This is a genomic window from Burkholderia sp. Ac-20379, from assembly GCF_017104645.1.
GTDB lineage: Bacteria > Pseudomonadota > Gammaproteobacteria > Burkholderiales > Burkholderiaceae > Burkholderia.
The window spans coordinates 1-17,973 of record NZ_JAAGPF010000043.1 but is presented as its reverse complement, the minus strand read 5'-3'; the positions used below and the strand labels follow the sequence as shown (position 1 = coordinate 17,973).

The following is a 17,973-nucleotide window of genomic DNA, read 5'->3' as shown; positions in this document are numbered from 1 at the left end:
TCTGACGAATGAAATGGCGCGGGCGCGTCGACAGAATGAACAACAATACGCATCGCCTGGTGTATTCCAGGCTTCGGGGTACGGTGGTGGCCGTTGCGGAGACGACAACGGCCGAGGGCAAATCGGCTACGGGCGAAGCGCGCGCACGGAGAAGCTCACCGACGTCGGGCGCACGTGCCGTAATCGCGGGCGTTGTCGCACTGGGCATGCTGCCCACGCTGTCTGGTGCGCAGATCGTTCCGACGCCGGGCGCCCCCACGCACGTGATTCAGACGCCGAACGGCCTGCCTCAAGTCAACGTGGCCGCGCCGTCGGGTGCTGGCGTTTCGGTCAACACCTACAACCAGTTCGACGTCTCGCGCAACGGCGCAATCCTGAACAACTCGGCCACGATGGTCCAGACCCAGCAGGCGGGCTGGATCAACGGCAACCCGAACTATGGCGCGGGCCAAGCCGCCCGGATCATCGTCAACCAGGTCAATAGCCCGAATCCTTCACAAATTCGTGGCGCGTTGGAAATCGCAGGCTCCAGGGCTGAACTCGTCCTGGCGAATCCCTCGGGCATTTTTCTCGATGGCGCGTCCTTCATCAACACCAGTCGCGCGACCCTCGCCACAGGCGTGCCGTACTACGGCGCCGATGGATCGCTTGCCGGCTACAACGTCAACCGCGGGCTCGTGACCGTGTCAGGCGCCGGCCTGAATGCAACCGGCACCGATCAGGTCGATCTGATTGCACGCGCGGTGCAGGTGAATGCCGCGGCCTACGCGAAGAACCTGAACGTGATTGCCGGCGCGGCCCAGGTCAAGCACGACACGCTCGCCGCGACGCCGCTCGCCGGCGACGGCCCTGCCCCGTCGGTCGCGATCGACGTGAGCCAGTTGGGCGGTATGTATAGCGATCGGATCTTCCTCGCGTCGAACGAGTTCGGTGTGGGGGTGGCCAATGCCGGCAGGATCGCCGCGCAGGCCGGCGACCTGACGCTGCAGTCGAACGGCCGCCTCGTGCTGACGGGCAAGACCACGGCGAACGGCAACCTCGCACTGTCGGCTGCCGGGGGCATCCAGAACAGCGGCACGACGTACGCGCAACAATCGGCGTCGGCCAGGACCAGTGCCGATCTCACGAACACCGGGACGCTCGCCGCGCAACAGAATACGACCGTGAACGCGGGCAGCGTCGATTCGACCGGCACGCTCGGTGCGGGCGTGAACAATGACGGCACGGTCGGACGTGGCGGCGATCTGAACCTGACGGCCTCAGGCCAGTTAAGCGCGACCGGTCAGAACGTTGCGGGCGGCAATGCGTTGCTGACCGGCGGCAACGTGAATCTCTCCGGCAGCCAGACCGCTGCGAACGGCAATCTGTCGCTGAGCGCGACGGCCGGCGACGTGAACTTGTCGACCGCGACGACGAGCGCGCAAAGCGCCCTTCAGGCGAATGCTTCCGGTACGTTGATCAACGATCACGGCAGCCTGTCGAGTGGCGGCAGTACAACGCTTACTGGTGGTGCCCTCTCGAACCAAGGCGGCAAGGTCTCGTCGCAAGGCCTGCTGTCGGTCAACGTGGCCGGCCAGGTTGACAACCAGTCCGGCGAACTGGTCTCTGAAAGCACGGCGAACGTGCGCGGTGGCGCCATCGCGAACAGTCAAGGCACCATCCAGAGCGCCAGGCACGCTTCGGTCGACGGAACCACGATCGACAACAGCGCCGGTACCGTGCAGGCCGATCAGGTCTCGTTGAACGCGACGGATCTTGCGAATCACGGCGGTACGATCACACAGACCGGCGCCGGCGCAATGGGCGTGAACGTGTCGGGCACGCTCGACAATTCCAGCGGCGGCACGTTGCAGACCAACAGTACCGACCTGACGCTCACGCCCGCGATGCTGAAGAACGACGGCGGCACGATCACGCACGCCGGCACCGGCACGCTGACGATCGGAAACGGAGCCGGCTCGGTGTCAAACGTGGGTGGTTCGATCGCGAGCAACGGGCGCGTCGTCGCGCAAGCTGGTGCGCTGAACAACACATCGGGCTCGATCAACGCACAAACCGGATTGACGGCAACCGTCGCCAGCACGCTGAACAACGCAAACGGCAAGCTGTTGTCGAACACGGACGTGAGTGTCACCAGCAGCACGCTGGCGAACGATGGCGGCCAAATCGGCGCGGGCACGAACGCGACGATCCACACGGGTTCGATGACGAACCAGGGTGGCTCGATCGTCGCGCCGAACCTGTCGGTCACGGCCGATTCGATGCTCAACAATAGCGGCGGCAAGCTCGAGGCCAATCAGCTTACGCTGACAGCCTCGAATCTCGCGAACCGCGGCGGCACCATCACGCAGTATGGTTCGTCGACGATGGGCCTGAGCGTTGGCGGCACGCTCGACAACTCCGCCGCCGGCGTGATCCAGACCAACAGTACAGATCTGACGCTCACGCCTGCCGAATTGAACAACGCGGGCGGCACGATTACACACGCCGGCACGGGCACGCTGACGATCGCACCGGGCAATCCCCCACTTCCTTCGGGGCGTAGCGCCAGTGCGCTGAACAACGCGTCGGGCACCATCGTGACGAAGGGGCAAGCCATCGTCAACGCGGCTACCTGGAACAACGCGAGTGGCATCCTCGCAGCGCAGCGCGGCATCAACGCAACCATTGCCGGCGACGTGAACAATACGCAGGGCTTGCTTCGTTCGGACACTTCGCTGTCGTTGACGAACGGCGGCACGTTGTCCAATCGAGGCGGGCATGTCCAGGCCGGCCAATCGACTACGGGCGACACCAGCACGCTGGATATTCAAGCGGCCTCGATCGCCAATGCGGACGGCGCCATTGTCGACCTCGGTGCGGGCAAGATGACGGTGCAAGGCGGCAGCCAGATCGCGAACAGCCATGCCGGTGGCGTATCGGGCATGGGCGCCATTACCGGCAACGGCGATGTCACGGTCAGCGCAGCGTCGATCAGCAATACGCAAGGCGGTCAGCTCAGCGGCGCATCGCTTCAAGTCCACGGCAACACCTTGGACAACAGTGGCGGCACCATCGGCAACGTCGCGAATTCGAACGGCGACGTGAATGTCACGACGACCGGCGCGATCACGAACACGAGCGGCCAGATCAGCTCGACACATGACCTGTCGGTCGCGGCGGCCACGCTGCAAGGCGGCGGTACATACAGCGCAACGCACGACGCGAACGTGAACCTTCAGGGCGACTACACGGCGGCGGCCGACACGCAGTTCAACGTCGGTCACGATCTCGCCTTCACGTTGCCCGGCACCTTCACGAACAACGCGAACCTGGAGTCGGTCAATGGCCTAAGCGTCAATGCGGGCGATATCGCGAACTCGGGCGCATTGACGGCTGGCGGCCTGCTGCACACGCAGTCTGCCAACCTGACCAATACGGGTGCACTCGTGGGCGCCAGCGCGTCGCTTAACGCAACGAATACGATCTCGAACCTCGGACCGACCGCGCTGATTGGCGGTTCAGACAGCAACGGCACGCTCGAAATTCTCGCGCACGACATCGAGAACCGCGACGACACGAGCGCGGCCGATACGATGGCCACAACCGCGATCTTCGGGATGGGCAAGGTCGTGCTGGCGGGCGGCAAGGATGCCAGCGGCAATTACACGAACGCGGCGCTCGTCAACAACGCGTCGGCCCTGATCCAGTCGGGCGGCAATATGGAACTGCACGCCGACAAGATCACGAACACGCGCTACGTGATGACGACCTCGACCAGTTCGATCGATCCATCGCTGCTCGGCCAGTTCGGGATTCCGATCAGCGGCCGAACGGGCCAGATCGGCGTGAAGGATCCGGACAGCATCGGCGGCATCTACACCGAGCCGCCCCACGGCGGTCAGTGGAACAGCACGTACCAGTTCACGACCTACTACGCGGACAGCGCGATGGCGACAACCGTGTCAGGCATCAGTGCGGCCGGCCAGATCGTGTCGGGTGGCAACATCGACGCGTCGTCGGTCGGCACGCTGCGGAATTATTGGAGCAACATCGCGGCGGTCGGCGACATCAAGATGCCGGCTTACTACGATGCGAACGGTTGGGCGGCATCCGGCCAGAAGCTGCCGGGCGTGTCGGTCTCCTATTCCGGGCAGTATCACTACAACAATTACGACAACAGCGAGCATGACTGGCAGTTGCCGTTCGGCAATGCGCCGTTCGTGACGGGACGCCCGGGCGGCTATACACAGGCGGCACCGGCATCGATCAAGGACTACAAGCTGCCGAGCTACGACGCGACGCTGAGCGCGAACGGCACGATTTCGGGTACGGGCGTAAGCGTCAACAACACGGCGGGCAACGCATCGATTCCGTCGCTCGGCTTGCTGCCGGGGCAGTCGGTGCCGGGCCTCACGCCTGGCAACCTGAGCGGTAACGCGAGCGGCGCGAAATCGGATTCTTCGACCGTGCACGGTGGCCCGTCGGGGCCGGTCGATCCGATCATCGCCAGCGCAACGGCGCTGAACGTCCTGAACAACCTCGCCATTCCGCAGGGCGGCCTGTTCAAGCCGACCACCGCGCCGAATGCGAGCTACGTGATCGAAACGAACCCGGCGTTCACGAACCGGAAGAATTTCATTTCGAGCGACGACTTCTTCGGTCAGCTCGGCGTCGATCTCACGCATATTCCGAAGCGGCTCGGCGACGGCTTCTACGAGCAGCAACTCGTGCGCAACGAAGTGACTGCTCTGACCGGCAAGGCCGTGCTCGGGCCGTACGCAGACCTGCAGAGCATGTATCAGTCGCTGTTGGCGGCCGGTGCGGATCTGTCGAAGTCGCTCGATTTGCCAATCGGCGCGAGCCTGTCGGCCGATCAGGTGTCGAAGCTGACCAGCAACGTGATCATGATGGAGACGCGTGTGGTCGGCGGCCAGTCGGTGCTGGTGCCCGTCGTGTATCTCGCGAAGGCCAGCCAGGAGAACATCGACGGGCCGTTGGTCAGTGCGACGAACATCGATTTCCAGAATGCACAGGCGTTCACGAACAGCGGCACGATCAAGGCCGACAACACGCTGGCGATCCAGGGCAAGCAGATCGACAACGCGTTCGGCGCGCTGCAAAGCGGCGGGCTGATGTCGCTGAAGACCGAGAACAACATCGACCTGACGTCGGCGAACGTGAAGGCCGGCAGCCTGCAGTTGGATGCCGGGAAAGACCTGATTCTCGATACGGCGACGAAGACGAACACGCGGGTGAGCCGAGATGGCGCGACGAGCGTGGTGACGACGCTCGGGCCGACCGCCAAACTTGACGTGGCGGGCGATGCGTCGATCGTTACCGGCGGCAACTTCCAACAGCACGCGGGCAACCTGTCGGTCGGCGGCAATCTCGGCATGAATGTTGGCGGTAACTGGGATCTCGGCGCGGTTCAGACCGGCGAGCACAAGATCGTGCAACGAGCCAATGGCGTGTCGAATACCGATATCAACAAGGTCACCGGCGGTTCGGTGACGGTCGGTGGGCAATCGTTGATTGCCGTCGGCGGAGACCTGACGGCAAAGGGCGCACAGATCGACCTCGGCCAGAGCGGGACGCTTGCTGCCAAGGGCAACGTAACACTCGGCGCGGCGAGTGCGACGTCGACCGTGAACAGCAACAGTTCGGGCAGCGACGGTCACGGCAGCTATGCGGAGACGCTGCACACGTCCGACCAGGCACTCACCGGCACGACGCTCAAGGGTGGCGACACGGTCAATATCGTGTCGGGCAAGGACATTACGCTCTCCGGCAGCACGATCAGCCTCGACAAGGGCAACGCGAATCTGCTGGCGGCCGGCGACGTGAATATCGGCGCGGCGACCGAGACGCATGAGCTGAACTCGCACGAAACGCACAGCCATAGCAATGTGGTGAGTGGGTCGAAGGTTGCGAGCGGAATCGATCAGACTGCGATCTACAGCCAGGGCAGCACGATTTCAGCGGATGGTGTGACTATCACAAGCGGCCGAGACGTCAACGTGACTGGCAGCAATATCGTCGGCACAAATGATGTGTCGCTGTCGGCTGCTCGGGATGTGAACATCAAGACCACGCAAGACACGATCCAATCGTCGACCTATTTCGACAAAAAAGAAACCGGCCTTATGTCGAACGGCGGGTTGTCAGTATCCGTCGGCTCGCGTTCGAACTCCGACAAGCAGCAGTCTTCATCGGTCACGAACAACGGCAGTGCGATCGGTGCACTGAACGGCAACCTGACTGTGAGTGCGGGTAACGATCTGCACGCGACCGGAAGCATCCTGCATGCAGGCAATGACGTGAATTTGGCCGGCAAGACGGTCAAGATCGACGCCGCGACGGATACATCCAGCATCGCAGAGCAACAGCAGTTCCGCCAGGCCGGCGTGACTGTGGGCGTGACGAATCCGGTGGTCGCGGCGGTGCAGACTGGTCGGCAGATGACGAACGCTGCGCAAAACGTGGGGGGTGATCCACGCTTGATCGCGCTGGCAGCGGCTACGACGGGCCTTGCAGCGAAGAATACCTATGACTCGCTGAAGCAGATGGGCGGGGATCCGGTGGAAGCCGCGACAAGCGTCGGGATCAACGTATCGGTCGGCGCGAGCAAGAGCGATAGTCAGATGCAGGCGCAGTCGAGCACGGCGGTGGGGAGTACGGTGTCGGCAGGCCGCAACGTGACGATCGCTGCTGCTGGCGCCGGCAAGGACAGCAATATCGACGTGATCGGCAGCACGATTTCGGCGGCCAACAACGCGAAGTTGGCCGCCGAAAGCAATGTGAATCTGCAGGCGGCAGAAAATACCAGCAGCCAGCACAGCACGAACAGCGGGTCGAGCGCCTCGGTGGGCGTGTCGTTCACCGTTGGCGACAAGTCGGGGATAGCCTTCACGGCGGGCGTTGCCGGCAATCGAGGCAACGCGGACGGAGATTCGTCGACGTGGACGAATACGCACGTGACCGCGGGCGACCAGCTTGCAATCCAGTCGGTCGGCGATACGAATCTGAAGGGCGCGGTCGCGTCGGGCAAACAGGTGGTTGCCGATGTCGGCGGCAACCTGAACATCGAGAGCCTGCAGGACAAGGACCTCTACGATTCGAAGCAGCAGAGCGCCGGTATTTCGGCGAGCGTGTGTGCGCCACCGCTTTGCGCCGGGAAGTCGAGCGTGGCGGGCAGCGTCGGCCAGACCAAGATGAACAGCGATTACGCAAGCGTGATCGCGCAATCGGGAATCAAGGCGGGTGATGGCGGTTTCCAGGTCGATGTGACGGGCAATACCGATCTCAAGGGCGGAGTGATCGCGAGCAGCGACAAGGCCGTCCAGGACAATCTGAACAGTCTCACGACCGCTACCCTTACCCATAGCGATATCGAGAATCATGCATCGTACGATGCCTCGTCGATCGGACTCTCGGGCGGCTATGGCGGGACCATCGGCAAGGATCAGAAAGGCAAGGCGGACAACGTGAACCCGGTGCCGGGGACGACGCTGCCGAAGGGCGATGGCGGGTTTCAGGTAGCGCCGCCGGTAGCCCTCAGCGCGTCAGGCGATGCCAATTCGACTACGAAGACCGGTATCGGTGGAGGCGCCATCACCATCACCGACGGTGCGAAGCAGCAGCAAATGACCGGACAGACGGCGGCTGAAGCGGTTGCGAGCGTCAACCGCGATACATCGAACACCGGCGGTGCGCTCGCGCCGATCTTCGACAAGGACAAGATTCAGGCCGGCTTTGACATTACGAGCCAGTTCATCAACCAGGCGGGGACATTCGTTGCGAATCGGGCGGTCGAGGTCGACGCAGCGAAGGCCGCCGCGAACAACTCGAATCTGACGCCGGAACAGCGCGCGGCCGCCCAGCAGCGCGCCGATGAACTGAGCGCTAACTGGGGATCGGGCGGTACGTATCGTCAAGTGCTTACGGCCCTGTCGGTGGCCGCGGGCGGCAACGTGACGGGTGGTCTGGGTCAGTTCGCGCAGAATGCGACGGTGGCTTACCTGCAAGAGCTTCGTTCCAATCAGGTGAAGCAGATTGCCGACAACCTCGGCAGCGAAGAAGCGCGTGCGGCACTTCATGCGATTGTCGGATGTGCCGGTGCGGCTGCCGGCAGCCAGAACTGCGGTACAGGCGCGATGGGCGCGGCGACCAGCTCCGTGCTCGGCAGTCTGCTCGCGCCGTCGACGAACCTGTCTGCATCGGAGCGTGAAGCGCGCGACAATCTGGTGGCCAGCCTGGTTGCCGGCGTCGCCGCCATGTCCGGGCAAAACGTAGCAACGGCGACCGGCGCCGGCAAAATTGAGGTGGAGAATAACCAGCTCGCGCTTCCTGGCGGCAAACAGAAAAATCCGGTGGTAGTAGATCTAGTGAGCAAATACTGTAGCGCAGCTTCTCCCTGTTCGGATGCTCAACTGAAAGAGATACTTAAGGCACAGGGCGAAATGTCTCAGGAAGTTAATCGGTATGCAACAAATACAGTCATTGCAGGCGGAGCTGCTGCAGCAATTGCTGGTGTCGTAATTGCCGGCCCAGCAGCAATTGAAGCCTACAAAGCAGGACAAGCAGCCTACTCATTGACGACGGGAGCCTTAACTGGAGCGGTCGTATCTGGGGGGCTATATACGATTCCCGCTTTTGTGAAATCGGACTTCTCGTCAACCCAAGCATTTCATGACTCTTTCAGCCGAAATTTTTCACCGGTCGGCTTTGGCGTTGCTGCGGTCATTGGGGCATATAATAGTGTTTTGGCAGTATCCATGTTTAACTGGGCAGGGATTGCGAATTCGATAAAAAATCTTGGAACTATTCCAGGCATTGTCATTAACGCAAACAAGATTGCAATAAGTCAGACTGTTGGACGAGCGGCTCAGGGGGCAGTGCAGTCCGGAAATTCACCGCAGAAATGAAAGGAGCATGGTAATGATTGATGGTCTCTGGAGTGGTCTGCTAGGTGGATTTTTGGGGCCTCTCGTTTCAAGGGCTATCGGAAAACTCTCATACTGGAAGGTTTTTATTTTTATTCTTGCATTAATTTATATCTTCATATTTTCCGTTGCGATATTAAAGGCTGGATTTGAGCAAGGTGTTGCAACTTCCATAGGGATTATTTTCACAGTCCCAGGGGTGTTTGTGCCGATAGGGTTTTCCGCTATTTTTTCTTTTTGCGCTCTTCTTCACGCGCGATCGAATAAGAGGAGTTGATCTCAAGGAATTTTCCATAGGCGCATCACGGTCTAATTTTTTATAATCAATGATATGGTGCACGTCGCCTGTGCTGCAACCTACGCGAAGTGGGTGAAGTTTGCAGCAAGAACCGAGTGGCCAAAATCATGCAACGCAACGGTATCAAGGCGATTCGAGGATACAAGTCGCCTCATCGCACTGCTGGCCGGCCGTCGATTCTCACGCCCAATCGACTGAACCGACAATTCACCGCCGAAGCGGCAGATCGTGCCTGGGTCACGGACATCATGTACCTGCGAACTTGGCAGGGCTGGCTTTATCTGGCGGTAGTGCTGGACCTCTAGTCGAAGGTTCCCGCAAATGTTCTGAATATCTTGGGGAAATGAGAATGCTATATGGCAACAAGGCAAGGTTTGGTATTGAGTTTGAACTAAACGAAAATCCGGGCGGTGCGTGGATGTTCGGCAAATTTTGCTATTGGATTGGTGGCGAACAAGTCGGCGACTTTTACGAAGTAACTTCGCTGCGCGACGTCCTGTTTGCAATGAAATACATCGTTGGTGATACCGGAAGGCGCACGGCCCCGTCTCTCGCTTCATGCGATGGTCGAGATGCATTCCACATTATTCGAGACTATCTCAACGAAGCCAGCGATGACCTGGCTAAGCTGATTCCTACCGACTCAATGCCAGCGTGCTTTGACGTTTGTCCACCCATCGACATTTTCGGAACTTGGCACATCTACTTGGTGGATGCCCGAGAGATTTCCAAGATCGTTTGTTCGAGCGATGGCGGAAACAGCGTTAAGACGGTTGACCTAGCATTAGGCGAGTTCGATGCTGTCGCGTTGGACACCTGTAGCAAACTCAGCAGCCTACTGGAAGCGTATAGCTGAGGGTAGACTCGCAGCAGACCATATCCTGCCGCAGAACGGGATCAAACAACAGGAAGGTTTCGAGTTACTCACCCCAGCATAGCAAAGCAATATATTAAACGATCCGGTAAATACGCAAGGTCTACCCGGTTCATTCAACTCTTCGAAAGGCGCGAAGATGCCCGGAGAGTGGACGACCACAAGGGGCAACCGCTCGATCCAAACTACATTGAGGCTAGTGCTGCACAAGCCGCAGCGTTGAAGACCTACATCACTGGCTGCATTAACGCGATGCTTGGAAAATGACATCATGACTGAAGTGAAAACGAATTCAATGGTTCAACTTCGGGGGGAAAAGTCGCAGTCCCAGGCATGGGATCGACAGACATTGATGTGGTTGCGCCAAACGGTGATCTGATAGCCGTCGGTGGCCCTGCTAAGGCGAACAACCTCGGAAAATTGGGACAAGAGCTTCGTATCTATCAAACAATCGCCGATCAACGTGGCGTAGCGGCTCAGGTCTACTTCGCCGAGGGAACCCCGGAGTCGGCAATCAACCTTGCGACTAAGGTTCTTGGCGAAGGGAATGTAAAAATATTTGCCGGGAGTAAATGATGGCAAACCGAATTTTTCGTGTATCAATTCCTGATGACTTGGTTTCTGCATTTTCTTTTGTGGCAGCCTGCATCAATTTAGCCGGATTGACTATTCAAAATCCAGAAACGGGCAAGATCACGTCCTGGTCCGACGACGGGGAGCAGATTGTGACTGTATCGGCGGAAGTATTGGAAAATATCAAGTCTGGAAATCTGAGAAATGTACAGTTTTGGAGCTCGCCCAGCAGCGATATGTTCGTGTCTTGGAACGGGGATGCTCGACTGAGTACTTTCTCTCTTCATCTTGATGGGGTAGCCGCTATTCACTGTGTCGCAGTGGCATCTAAGCTCATCGAAGGATTGCTCAGTCAGTATGCCAGCAAGAATCTTTCAGGTGATGCCTTTGCCGTGAACTTCGAATAACCAGCACCTCGGGCTATGTACGCAGTAATCGACGTTAGCAAGCGTTGATGCGAATTCGATCGATAATGGCGGTGCGCCACCACCGAATATGTCTCCCGATGGGGCCGATCGCGGAGGTGCCTTCAATGAGGTCAAGCGCAACGCAGGCGTTCCGGTGAGCCAACAACCGGTCTATATAAGGACCAACGTTGAGAATATCGTTTGCCCAATGGCCAAGGGATAAGGTTTAATGCAGACGGCTCGTTCTCAGGCGTCCTGGATCGAACGAAATAAGGTGAATTAAATGACTGGATTGAGTATCGACTTCGTCAGTGACATGGATCACGAGTACCTTACGGCAGAGATAAGCTTCGACGGTCAGAGGCTCTGCGTTTTAGACAGAGAAGGTGGAAATGAAAGAATGGAAATCGAATTTCTGGCTGATCTTTATGTCTTGCCGAATAATGTGAGAATGAAATTCAGTCTTTCGGACTTTCTGAAAACCATCGAAATTGCACGTCCCGAATTGGAAAGGTGCGCATAGAGCAACGACAAAACTAACAAACATTACCCAGCAACATAAAATCAGGCACAGCAACGAGGAAGTCAGTTCTGAACAGAGCATGTATTAATCGCCAATGGCAGCCGGCGCAGATCTGTCGAAGTCGCTCGATTTGCCAATTGGCGCGAGTCTGTCGGCCGATCAGGTGTCGAAGCTGACCAGCAACGCGATCATAATTGTGAAGCCTGGTGAACCTCAGAAACAATAAGGAGTGAAAATGTCGCTTGAATCTATAAGTGGCCTTATAGGAGGGCTCTTCGGGCAAGTTTTCGGAAATATTCTCGGAAAATTTCGTCTGTGGAAAGTTTTCCTCGCGTCGATGTTTTTTATATATCTAGGGTTGTTTGCGATGGGGCTTGCGGTGGTTGGCCTCAAGGCCACAGTATCTAGATTTGGCGAATTCCTCACACCTTTCACGCTACTTGTATTTGTGGGTTTGTCTGCCACGGTCACTCTCGTTGCATTTTTAGGACGTGCTGCACAAAAAAACAGGGAAAACTGACCGGCCTATACGACTGCCTGCAAGGAATGACCATGTCTGGCGAGATTATAAGCGGATTAATTGGTGGTGTTTTATAAGCTTTCATTGAAAAAATTCGCAGGGAATTCCGCCTATGGAAAGTATTCACAGTGGCGTTTATGGCCCTGTATGGCGGAGCATTTGCAATGCCAATTGCATTGGTCAGTTTTTAAACAATCAAGCCAATATTCTCCGAATTGTTTGCCCCCCCTGTTCGCCTTCATGAGCTTATCGGTGAGAACGACGTTTTTCGCATACCTTGGCCGTAAAACCATCAACAAATCCAAGGAAGATTGGCCCGACACCTGATTTAATCATCGACCACATAATCGACATAAAAGTATTTGCGCTGCTCAACGACATTAAAAATTCCGGAGGTCATCAGTTAATTGGCGTCGAGCGCATGCAACATCTCAAATCTGGTTTACTGTATCTCTTGCATCCGTATTTGCGGCTGACTGCAATGCAGTCGCGGTTATTGGGATTTGTAGATTAGCACTGAAATTAAGCGATGATGCATCAGTATTTTAGATTGAAATTCTAGTTCTTCTGATTCAGTTGCCGATATTTTTCAGACGTCTACAGAAACCGCTTCGAACCGCGGGGATGCTGAACGGCAACCCGAAAAGATTTGGCCCCTGGTTTAAATAATCCCCTTTAAAGTAAGATCGGGCGGCGTACATGACTCGCGGGTTGGCTGCCAGAATCTACGCCGAGACGGCTACCTGCAATACGGAAATCACGACTACAACAGCCAGTGCATAGTGAGCAACCAGAAAGGCCATGATGCTGGACAAAGCCAGATCAACAAAGGCGTGACTTACAACGATCTGGTGAAGAATAATGTCAAGAACAACCCAGCGAGTACTGGGATTGCAGGTGCTGGCATGATCGCGTTGGGTGGTGCGATTGCAGGAGGTGTGCCATTGATCGCAGGAATGTTGGCTGGCGACAGTATTGGTGCGACCGTTAAAACAGGATCCCAGTATATATTTAATAATTTGAAAATTAACTTGGTGGATACAGGATTGGCTGGGATGACTGGCGCATTGGCCTTTGGGACAGAGCTTCTTTCCGGACTTTTGATTAATACGGGAGAGGCAGTAAAAGGTGACAACCCGAACTGGAGCATGGTCGGGGCGGCAGCAGGTACAGTAGTTGGTTACAAGGCCGGCGGTTGGATCGAAAGCGGGCTGACCAAGGTAGTCAATCCTTGGTATCGACCAGAATGGGTCGACATTGGCTTCGGCGTTTCCAAGTACCTTCCGTCCAGCACGTTGCCGTCTCTTGGTGGCATCGCCGTGGGTGCGATAGGCTTCGAAGGAATCAACGGAACAATTGGAATCATCGCCACTCCTCCATCGAAACCGATAAAGAAATGAGCAGATTAAAACGCGAGCTTTTAACTATCGCTTACTTTTCCATGTTTCTTCTGGTTCTGTTTGTGATGGCGGGTCTTTTTTTTGAATTTTTGTTCTGGCCTGCATTGATGTGGCTGAGAGATGGGGGCTGTCACCTACCGAAAATTGACCGACTGTATAAATGGATGAAGCTAATTGCCTTAGTGGTTCCTCCATGCTCACTGATAATTTGGTTATACGAAAAAAATTGTCGGGCCGTTAGATGGGGGGCTAGATTTGGTTGATTCGGGTCTGGCATTTTGGCGAAATCAACGGGGAAAAATCTATTCAATTCGAAAATTTTCCTGAAATTTGTGCTGGTATCTTTGGCGCAGCCGGCGCTGACACAGGAACGAAAGTGACAAACGATGCTCAATCCCGGATTGGGAAGTGAAGAAATGCTTAGGTTGATTTCCTTGCATTTATCTGCCTTCTTGCTGTCATTTACGCGCCCTGCCTCCATAAAGGCATTTGCAATGATTTTTGTGGCCTATTTTTATGGTGGTGAATTCTTGCGGGTGAAAAATGACACGAAATTAGTTTTGGCAAACGGAACTCTGTTGGGGCTTGTTTTTTGCATCTTCGTGACAGCAGCATTTGTGAGAAAAAATGATCCTCGACCACGACAGGCAATCTAATTAAATCGACGACCATACGATATATTCGCATAACTCAAGCGACGCGACCTGGACTGATGCTTGCATGAAAATCTATTCGCGCGCTTCGCTTACAACGAACCGGCTGCTCTCAACACGATCGGCGCGTTGGTGAGCATCGGTCTAGCAGGCACTTTTACCTTCGGGCGATCGTACCTTCTCGCGATGTTGTAATAGGCAAACTCGATGGTGTTGATGGGAACTGCGCTCGCCCCTTCGGCGTGTGGTGTAGCCGACATTCACAATCCAGCGTTTAAAAATACATGAGACCTATTCACCGGGGGAATTCTGCTGCAACACTGCTGCTTATTGCGGCCAGTGTGTCGGCACAAGAAGCGCCACGCCTGATCATTCCCGGCAACGACCAGCAAACCCGACAGCAGGAAGAAGCGCGCGTGCGAGAACGGGTGGTATCCGCGCCTACGGTGCGTTCGAGCGTGACAGCAAGCACCGGGTATCCCGCACTGCGATCGGAGTCGCCGTGCTTTCGCATCGATCATTTCTCGCTCGACGTACCCGATGCACTGCCCGCGTCCGTGAAATCGCAAGGCGCGTCGGAGTTGTCGATGGATCGCTTCGCCTTCGCACGCGAATGGCTCGACCACTACGTTGGTCAGTGCGTCGGCAAACAAGGCCTCGACGTGCTCGTCAAAGGCCTGTCGCAGGCAATCCTCGCCCGCGGGTACGTCACGACGCGCGTGCTGCTGCCCGAACAGGATCTGTCGACCGGCACCCTGACGTTATCGCTGATCCCCGGCGTGATCCGCCATGTGCGCTTCGCTGACGAAAAGCTCCGCGGCACCTGGAAAACCGCCTTTCCGACCCGTGACGGCGAGCTACTGAACCTGCGCGACCTCGAACAGGGCCTCGAGCAGATGAAACGCGTGTCGAACCAGGACGTGTCGATGCAGATCGTCCCCGCCGACGTGCCGGGCGAGAGCGGCGTCGTGCTCGACGTGAAGCGAGGCAAGCCCTGGACGGTGGTCGCGTCGATCGACAACTCCGGCACGCGCGCGACCGGCCGGCTGCAGGGCAACCTGTCGCTCGGCATCGACAACCCTCTGGGCCTGAACGACCTCTTCAACATCGGGGTGAGCCAGGATCTCGAATTCGGCGACAAGCGGCTCGGCTCGCACGGCTGGAACGGTTTCTATTCGATCCCATGGGGCTACTGGACGGCGACGCTCTCGGCGTACACGAACACGTACTACCAGCAGATCGCCGGCGTGAACCAGATATTTGTCGCGAGCGGCAACTCAAAGACGGTCGATTTCAAGCTGAACCGTGTGCTGTCGCGCAGCCAGAACGACATGTTCGGCGCGCAGTTCCGGCTATCGCGCCGGTTCGGGCAAAGCTTCATCGAAGACACCGAAATCCCGCAGCAGCACCGCAACAATACATTCGTCGAGTTCGGCCTGACCGATCGGCACTACTTCGGCAACGCGCAGTTCGACGGCACGCTCGCGTACCGGCAAGGGATCGGCGCGTTCGGTGCGCAGGGCGACAGCCTGGCGGCCGACGGCGGCCCAACCTACCGCTACAAGATGGCGGTGCTCGACGCGAATCTGTCGGTGCCCTTCGCGATCGCGCAGCAGCCGTTCAGGTACGTCACGACATTTCACGGTCAGTACACCGGCAACACGTTGTACTACCTCGACGACCTGACGATCGGCAGCCGCTACACAGTGCGCGGCTTCGACGGCGAGACGATGCTCGCCGCGGCTCGCGGCTTCTACTGGCGCAACGAGTTGCAGGCGCCGATCGGGCAGACAGGGTTGGTGGCCTACGCAGGCCTCGACTACGGGCGTGTGTGGGGCGCCCAGCCGATCGCGCTGGTTGGCACCCAACTGGCCGGTGCGGTGATCGGCATCAAGGGGAGCGTGGCGACGCGCCTGGGCGGCTATGGCTACGACCTGTTCGCCGGTACGCCGGTGTACAAACCGTCCGGCTTCCCAACCGCCCGGGTGACGCTCGGGTTTCAGGTAACGGCGCAGTTCTGATGCAGGCATGACCGGGCCCGCCTTGCGCATTTCCGATCGGCCGGCGCCGGTATGGACCGCGAACTCACCGGACGGCCGATTGCAGATTGCGACTGGCGCCACGATCATCGACGGCAAACGGAACTATCACCCGTTGTCTGTGTCATTCGGCGTGGAATGCAAACACGACCGCGACCTCTGCGAACCGCCCATCGAGCCGCCGACGCACCTCATCGTCGACCGACGCCCTACTTCGAAGCCTGCAACATCACCCGCCCCGCCTGCGGCGCACTCGCCTCCAGCACCATCGCCTTGGACGCCGCCGCGGCCGCCCGCCGCTGCGCAATCACCGCCTCCGCCTCCTCCATGCGCCGATGCAGCCGCCCATCGTATCCGGCCGGGTTATACCCCGCCTGTTCCAGTTCGACGAGTTGCGCCCGCACGTCGGCGCGCGTGATCGCGTGGTTCGCGCCATCGGCGAACGCGGGCGCGGAGGCCGCGCCCAACATGGCAACCAGGCCGGCAGCGGCCAGAATGATACGGTGGGAGGCAGCAAATTTCATCGCGATCCTAGAGGGCAAGTCGGCAAAGTGTTCAAGCCCGAAGTCTGCGGGTTAACGCGATAAGGGTAAATGCGGACGCCGCCGAATTAATGCCCTCGCCGCAAAACTTATCCCCTCGCCCTCAACGAAACCGCCCGAGCCAATCGAGAAACGTCCGGTCGTGCCCGTAGGCGACGTTCACGCGCATGCCCGGCGTGGGCGTGTCGGACGTCGCGAACGCCGCGGCCGGGGCCACGAAGATGCCCGATTGCGCGGCGTCGGCGGCCAGGTCGATCGCCTGCATCCCCGCCGTCAGCGCGAGCCACACGTACAGCCCGCCGCCGAGCGGGCGCGGCACCTCGAAACCGGCGGCCTCGACGCCACGCACGGTGGTGGCGGTCGCGTCCTGAATCCGCTCACGCAGCCGCCGCAGGAATTTCAAATAGTGCGCGCCCTCGATCACCGAATACACGAGCCGCTCGTTCTGCGCCGAGGTGGACACGATGGTGATGACCTTCATCTCGTTCAGTTCCTCGGCGATCTCGGGCGCGGCGGCGAGATAGCCCACACGCACGCTGCCGGGCAGCGTCTTCGAGAACGACCCGACGTAGATCACGCGCTTCAGTTGATCGAGCGCGGCGAGCCGCGGCGCGGTGGGCGGCAGGATGTCGGCGAACGGATCGTCCTCGACCACCAGCAGGTTGCACGCCTCGGCCACGCGCAGCACCGCATAGGCCTTGCCCTGCGTGATCGAGCCGCCGGTGGGGTTGTGCGCGAGCGATTGCGTGAAGAACAGCCGCGCGCCGCTCGCGCGCGCCTTCTCGCGCAGATCGTCGGGATCGGGGCCGTCGTGCAGCCGCCGCACGCCGACGATGCGCGCGCCGGCCACGTCGAGCTTCCAGTACAGCGGGTAGTAGCCGGGATCGTCCACCAGCACGGCGTCGCCGGGCCGCACGTGGCAGCGGATCACGAGATCCATGCCGTGATTCGCGCCGTTGGTCATCAGCAACTGCCCCGGATGGCACTGGATGCTGCGCTCGGCCAGCGCGCGGCACAGCCGCTCGCGCAGCGGCAGCAGGCCCCACGCGGTGTTGTAGGTGTCGTCGGCCGTCAGCCGCATCACCGAGATCGGCCGCCGCATCTCGGCCGATTCGAGCCAGGCGGGCGGCAGGCGGCCGTCGCCGGGGCGGATCGGCAGCCGCCGTTCGAGCTGCTCGGTCAGCAGCGCGGCGCGGCGCAGCGCGCCCGGCATCGGCGCG

General features: G+C 58.8%; 11 protein-coding genes and 1 pseudogene. 10 read left to right on the top strand and 2 right to left on the bottom strand.

Annotation, left to right across the window (positions count from 1 at the left end; translation table 11 throughout):
• The first annotated feature begins 35 nt into the window (after window positions 1-35).
• From G3N92_RS08590 to G3N92_RS08545, 10 genes and pseudogenes are all read left to right on the top strand, one after another.
• The gene (locus G3N92_RS08590) at window positions 36-8,906 is read left to right on the top strand and encodes a hemagglutinin repeat-containing protein (protein WP_241014668.1); all 8,871 of its coding nucleotides are present in this window, start codon (window positions 36-38) and stop codon (window positions 8,904-8,906) included.
• Window positions 8,907-8,919: 13 nt separating this feature from the next.
• On the top strand, window positions 8,920-9,201 hold the full coding sequence (locus G3N92_RS08585) for a hypothetical protein (RefSeq protein ID WP_206127041.1): 282 nt from the start codon (window positions 8,920-8,922) through the stop codon (window positions 9,199-9,201).
• Window positions 9,202-9,254: 53 nt separating this feature from the next.
• Window positions 9,255-9,524 (top strand): annotated as a pseudogene (locus tag G3N92_RS08580) (IS3 family transposase); the annotation flags it as partial.
• A 47-nt stretch (window positions 9,525-9,571) separates the two neighbouring features.
• On the top strand, window positions 9,572-10,078 hold the full coding sequence (locus tag G3N92_RS08575; protein WP_206127039.1) for an Imm42 family immunity protein: 507 nt from the start codon (window positions 9,572-9,574) through the stop codon (window positions 10,076-10,078).
• 351 nt (window positions 10,079-10,429) lie between these two features.
• Window positions 10,430-10,672: a hypothetical protein gene (locus G3N92_RS08570; protein ID WP_206127038.1), complete on the top strand. Its 243-nt coding sequence runs from the start codon at window positions 10,430-10,432 to the stop codon at window positions 10,670-10,672.
• Window positions 10,669-11,076 (top strand): hypothetical protein, encoded by a 408-nt coding sequence (locus tag G3N92_RS08565; RefSeq protein ID WP_206127037.1) that lies wholly within the window; start codon window positions 10,669-10,671, stop codon window positions 11,074-11,076. Before G3N92_RS08570 ends, G3N92_RS08565 begins: the two co-directional genes overlap by 4 nt.
• 758 nt (window positions 11,077-11,834) lie before the next feature.
• Complete coding sequence (locus G3N92_RS08560) at window positions 11,835-12,119, top strand: hypothetical protein (RefSeq protein WP_206127036.1); 285 nt, start codon at window positions 11,835-11,837, stop codon at window positions 12,117-12,119.
• 782 nt (window positions 12,120-12,901) lie between these two features.
• The gene (locus G3N92_RS08555; protein WP_206127035.1) at window positions 12,902-13,519 is read left to right on the top strand and encodes a hypothetical protein; all 618 of its coding nucleotides are present in this window, start codon (window positions 12,902-12,904) and stop codon (window positions 13,517-13,519) included.
• Window positions 13,520-13,905: 386 nt separating this feature from the next.
• The gene (locus G3N92_RS08550) at window positions 13,906-14,175 is read left to right on the top strand and encodes a hypothetical protein (protein WP_206127034.1); all 270 of its coding nucleotides are present in this window, start codon (window positions 13,906-13,908) and stop codon (window positions 14,173-14,175) included.
• Window positions 14,176-14,456: 281 nt separating this feature from the next.
• Window positions 14,457-16,193, top strand: coding sequence for a ShlB/FhaC/HecB family hemolysin secretion/activation protein (locus G3N92_RS08545; protein ID WP_206127033.1), 1,737 nt, complete (start codon window positions 14,457-14,459; stop codon window positions 16,191-16,193).
• 227 nt (window positions 16,194-16,420) lie between these two features.
• Here G3N92_RS08545 and G3N92_RS08540 read toward each other — a convergent pair whose 3' ends face one another.
• Window positions 16,421-16,735 carry a DUF4148 domain-containing protein gene (locus tag G3N92_RS08540; protein ID WP_206127032.1) on the bottom strand — a complete coding sequence of 105 codons (315 nt, stop codon included), beginning with the start codon at window positions 16,733-16,735 and terminating at the stop codon, window positions 16,421-16,423.
• Window positions 16,736-16,856: 121 nt separating this feature from the next.
• The coding region (locus G3N92_RS08535; RefSeq protein WP_206127031.1) for a PLP-dependent aminotransferase family protein at window positions 16,857-17,973 on the bottom strand (1,117 nt) is incomplete at its 5' end.

Bases quoted from the DNA above. Each gene is read 5' to 3' on its own strand.
- G3N92_RS08590 (WP_241014668.1), top strand. From the start codon at position 36: ATGAACAACAATACGCATCGCCTGGTGTATTCCAGGCTTCGGGGTACG.
- G3N92_RS08585 (WP_206127041.1), top strand. From the start codon at position 8,920: ATGATTGATGGTCTCTGGAGTGGTCTGCTAGGTGGATTTTTGGGGCCT.
- G3N92_RS08575 (WP_206127039.1), top strand. From the start codon at position 9,572: ATGCTATATGGCAACAAGGCAAGGTTTGGTATTGAGTTTGAACTAAAC.
- G3N92_RS08570 (WP_206127038.1), top strand. From the start codon at position 10,430: ATGGGATCGACAGACATTGATGTGGTTGCGCCAAACGGTGATCTGATA.
- G3N92_RS08565 (WP_206127037.1), top strand. From the start codon at position 10,669: ATGATGGCAAACCGAATTTTTCGTGTATCAATTCCTGATGACTTGGTT.
- G3N92_RS08560 (WP_206127036.1), top strand. From the start codon at position 11,835: ATGTCGCTTGAATCTATAAGTGGCCTTATAGGAGGGCTCTTCGGGCAA.
- G3N92_RS08550 (WP_206127034.1), top strand. From the start codon at position 13,906: ATGCTCAATCCCGGATTGGGAAGTGAAGAAATGCTTAGGTTGATTTCC.
- G3N92_RS08545 (WP_206127033.1), top strand. From the start codon at position 14,457: ATGAGACCTATTCACCGGGGGAATTCTGCTGCAACACTGCTGCTTATT.
- G3N92_RS08540 (WP_206127032.1), bottom strand. From the start codon at position 16,735: ATGAAATTTGCTGCCTCCCACCGTATCATTCTGGCCGCTGCCGGCCTG.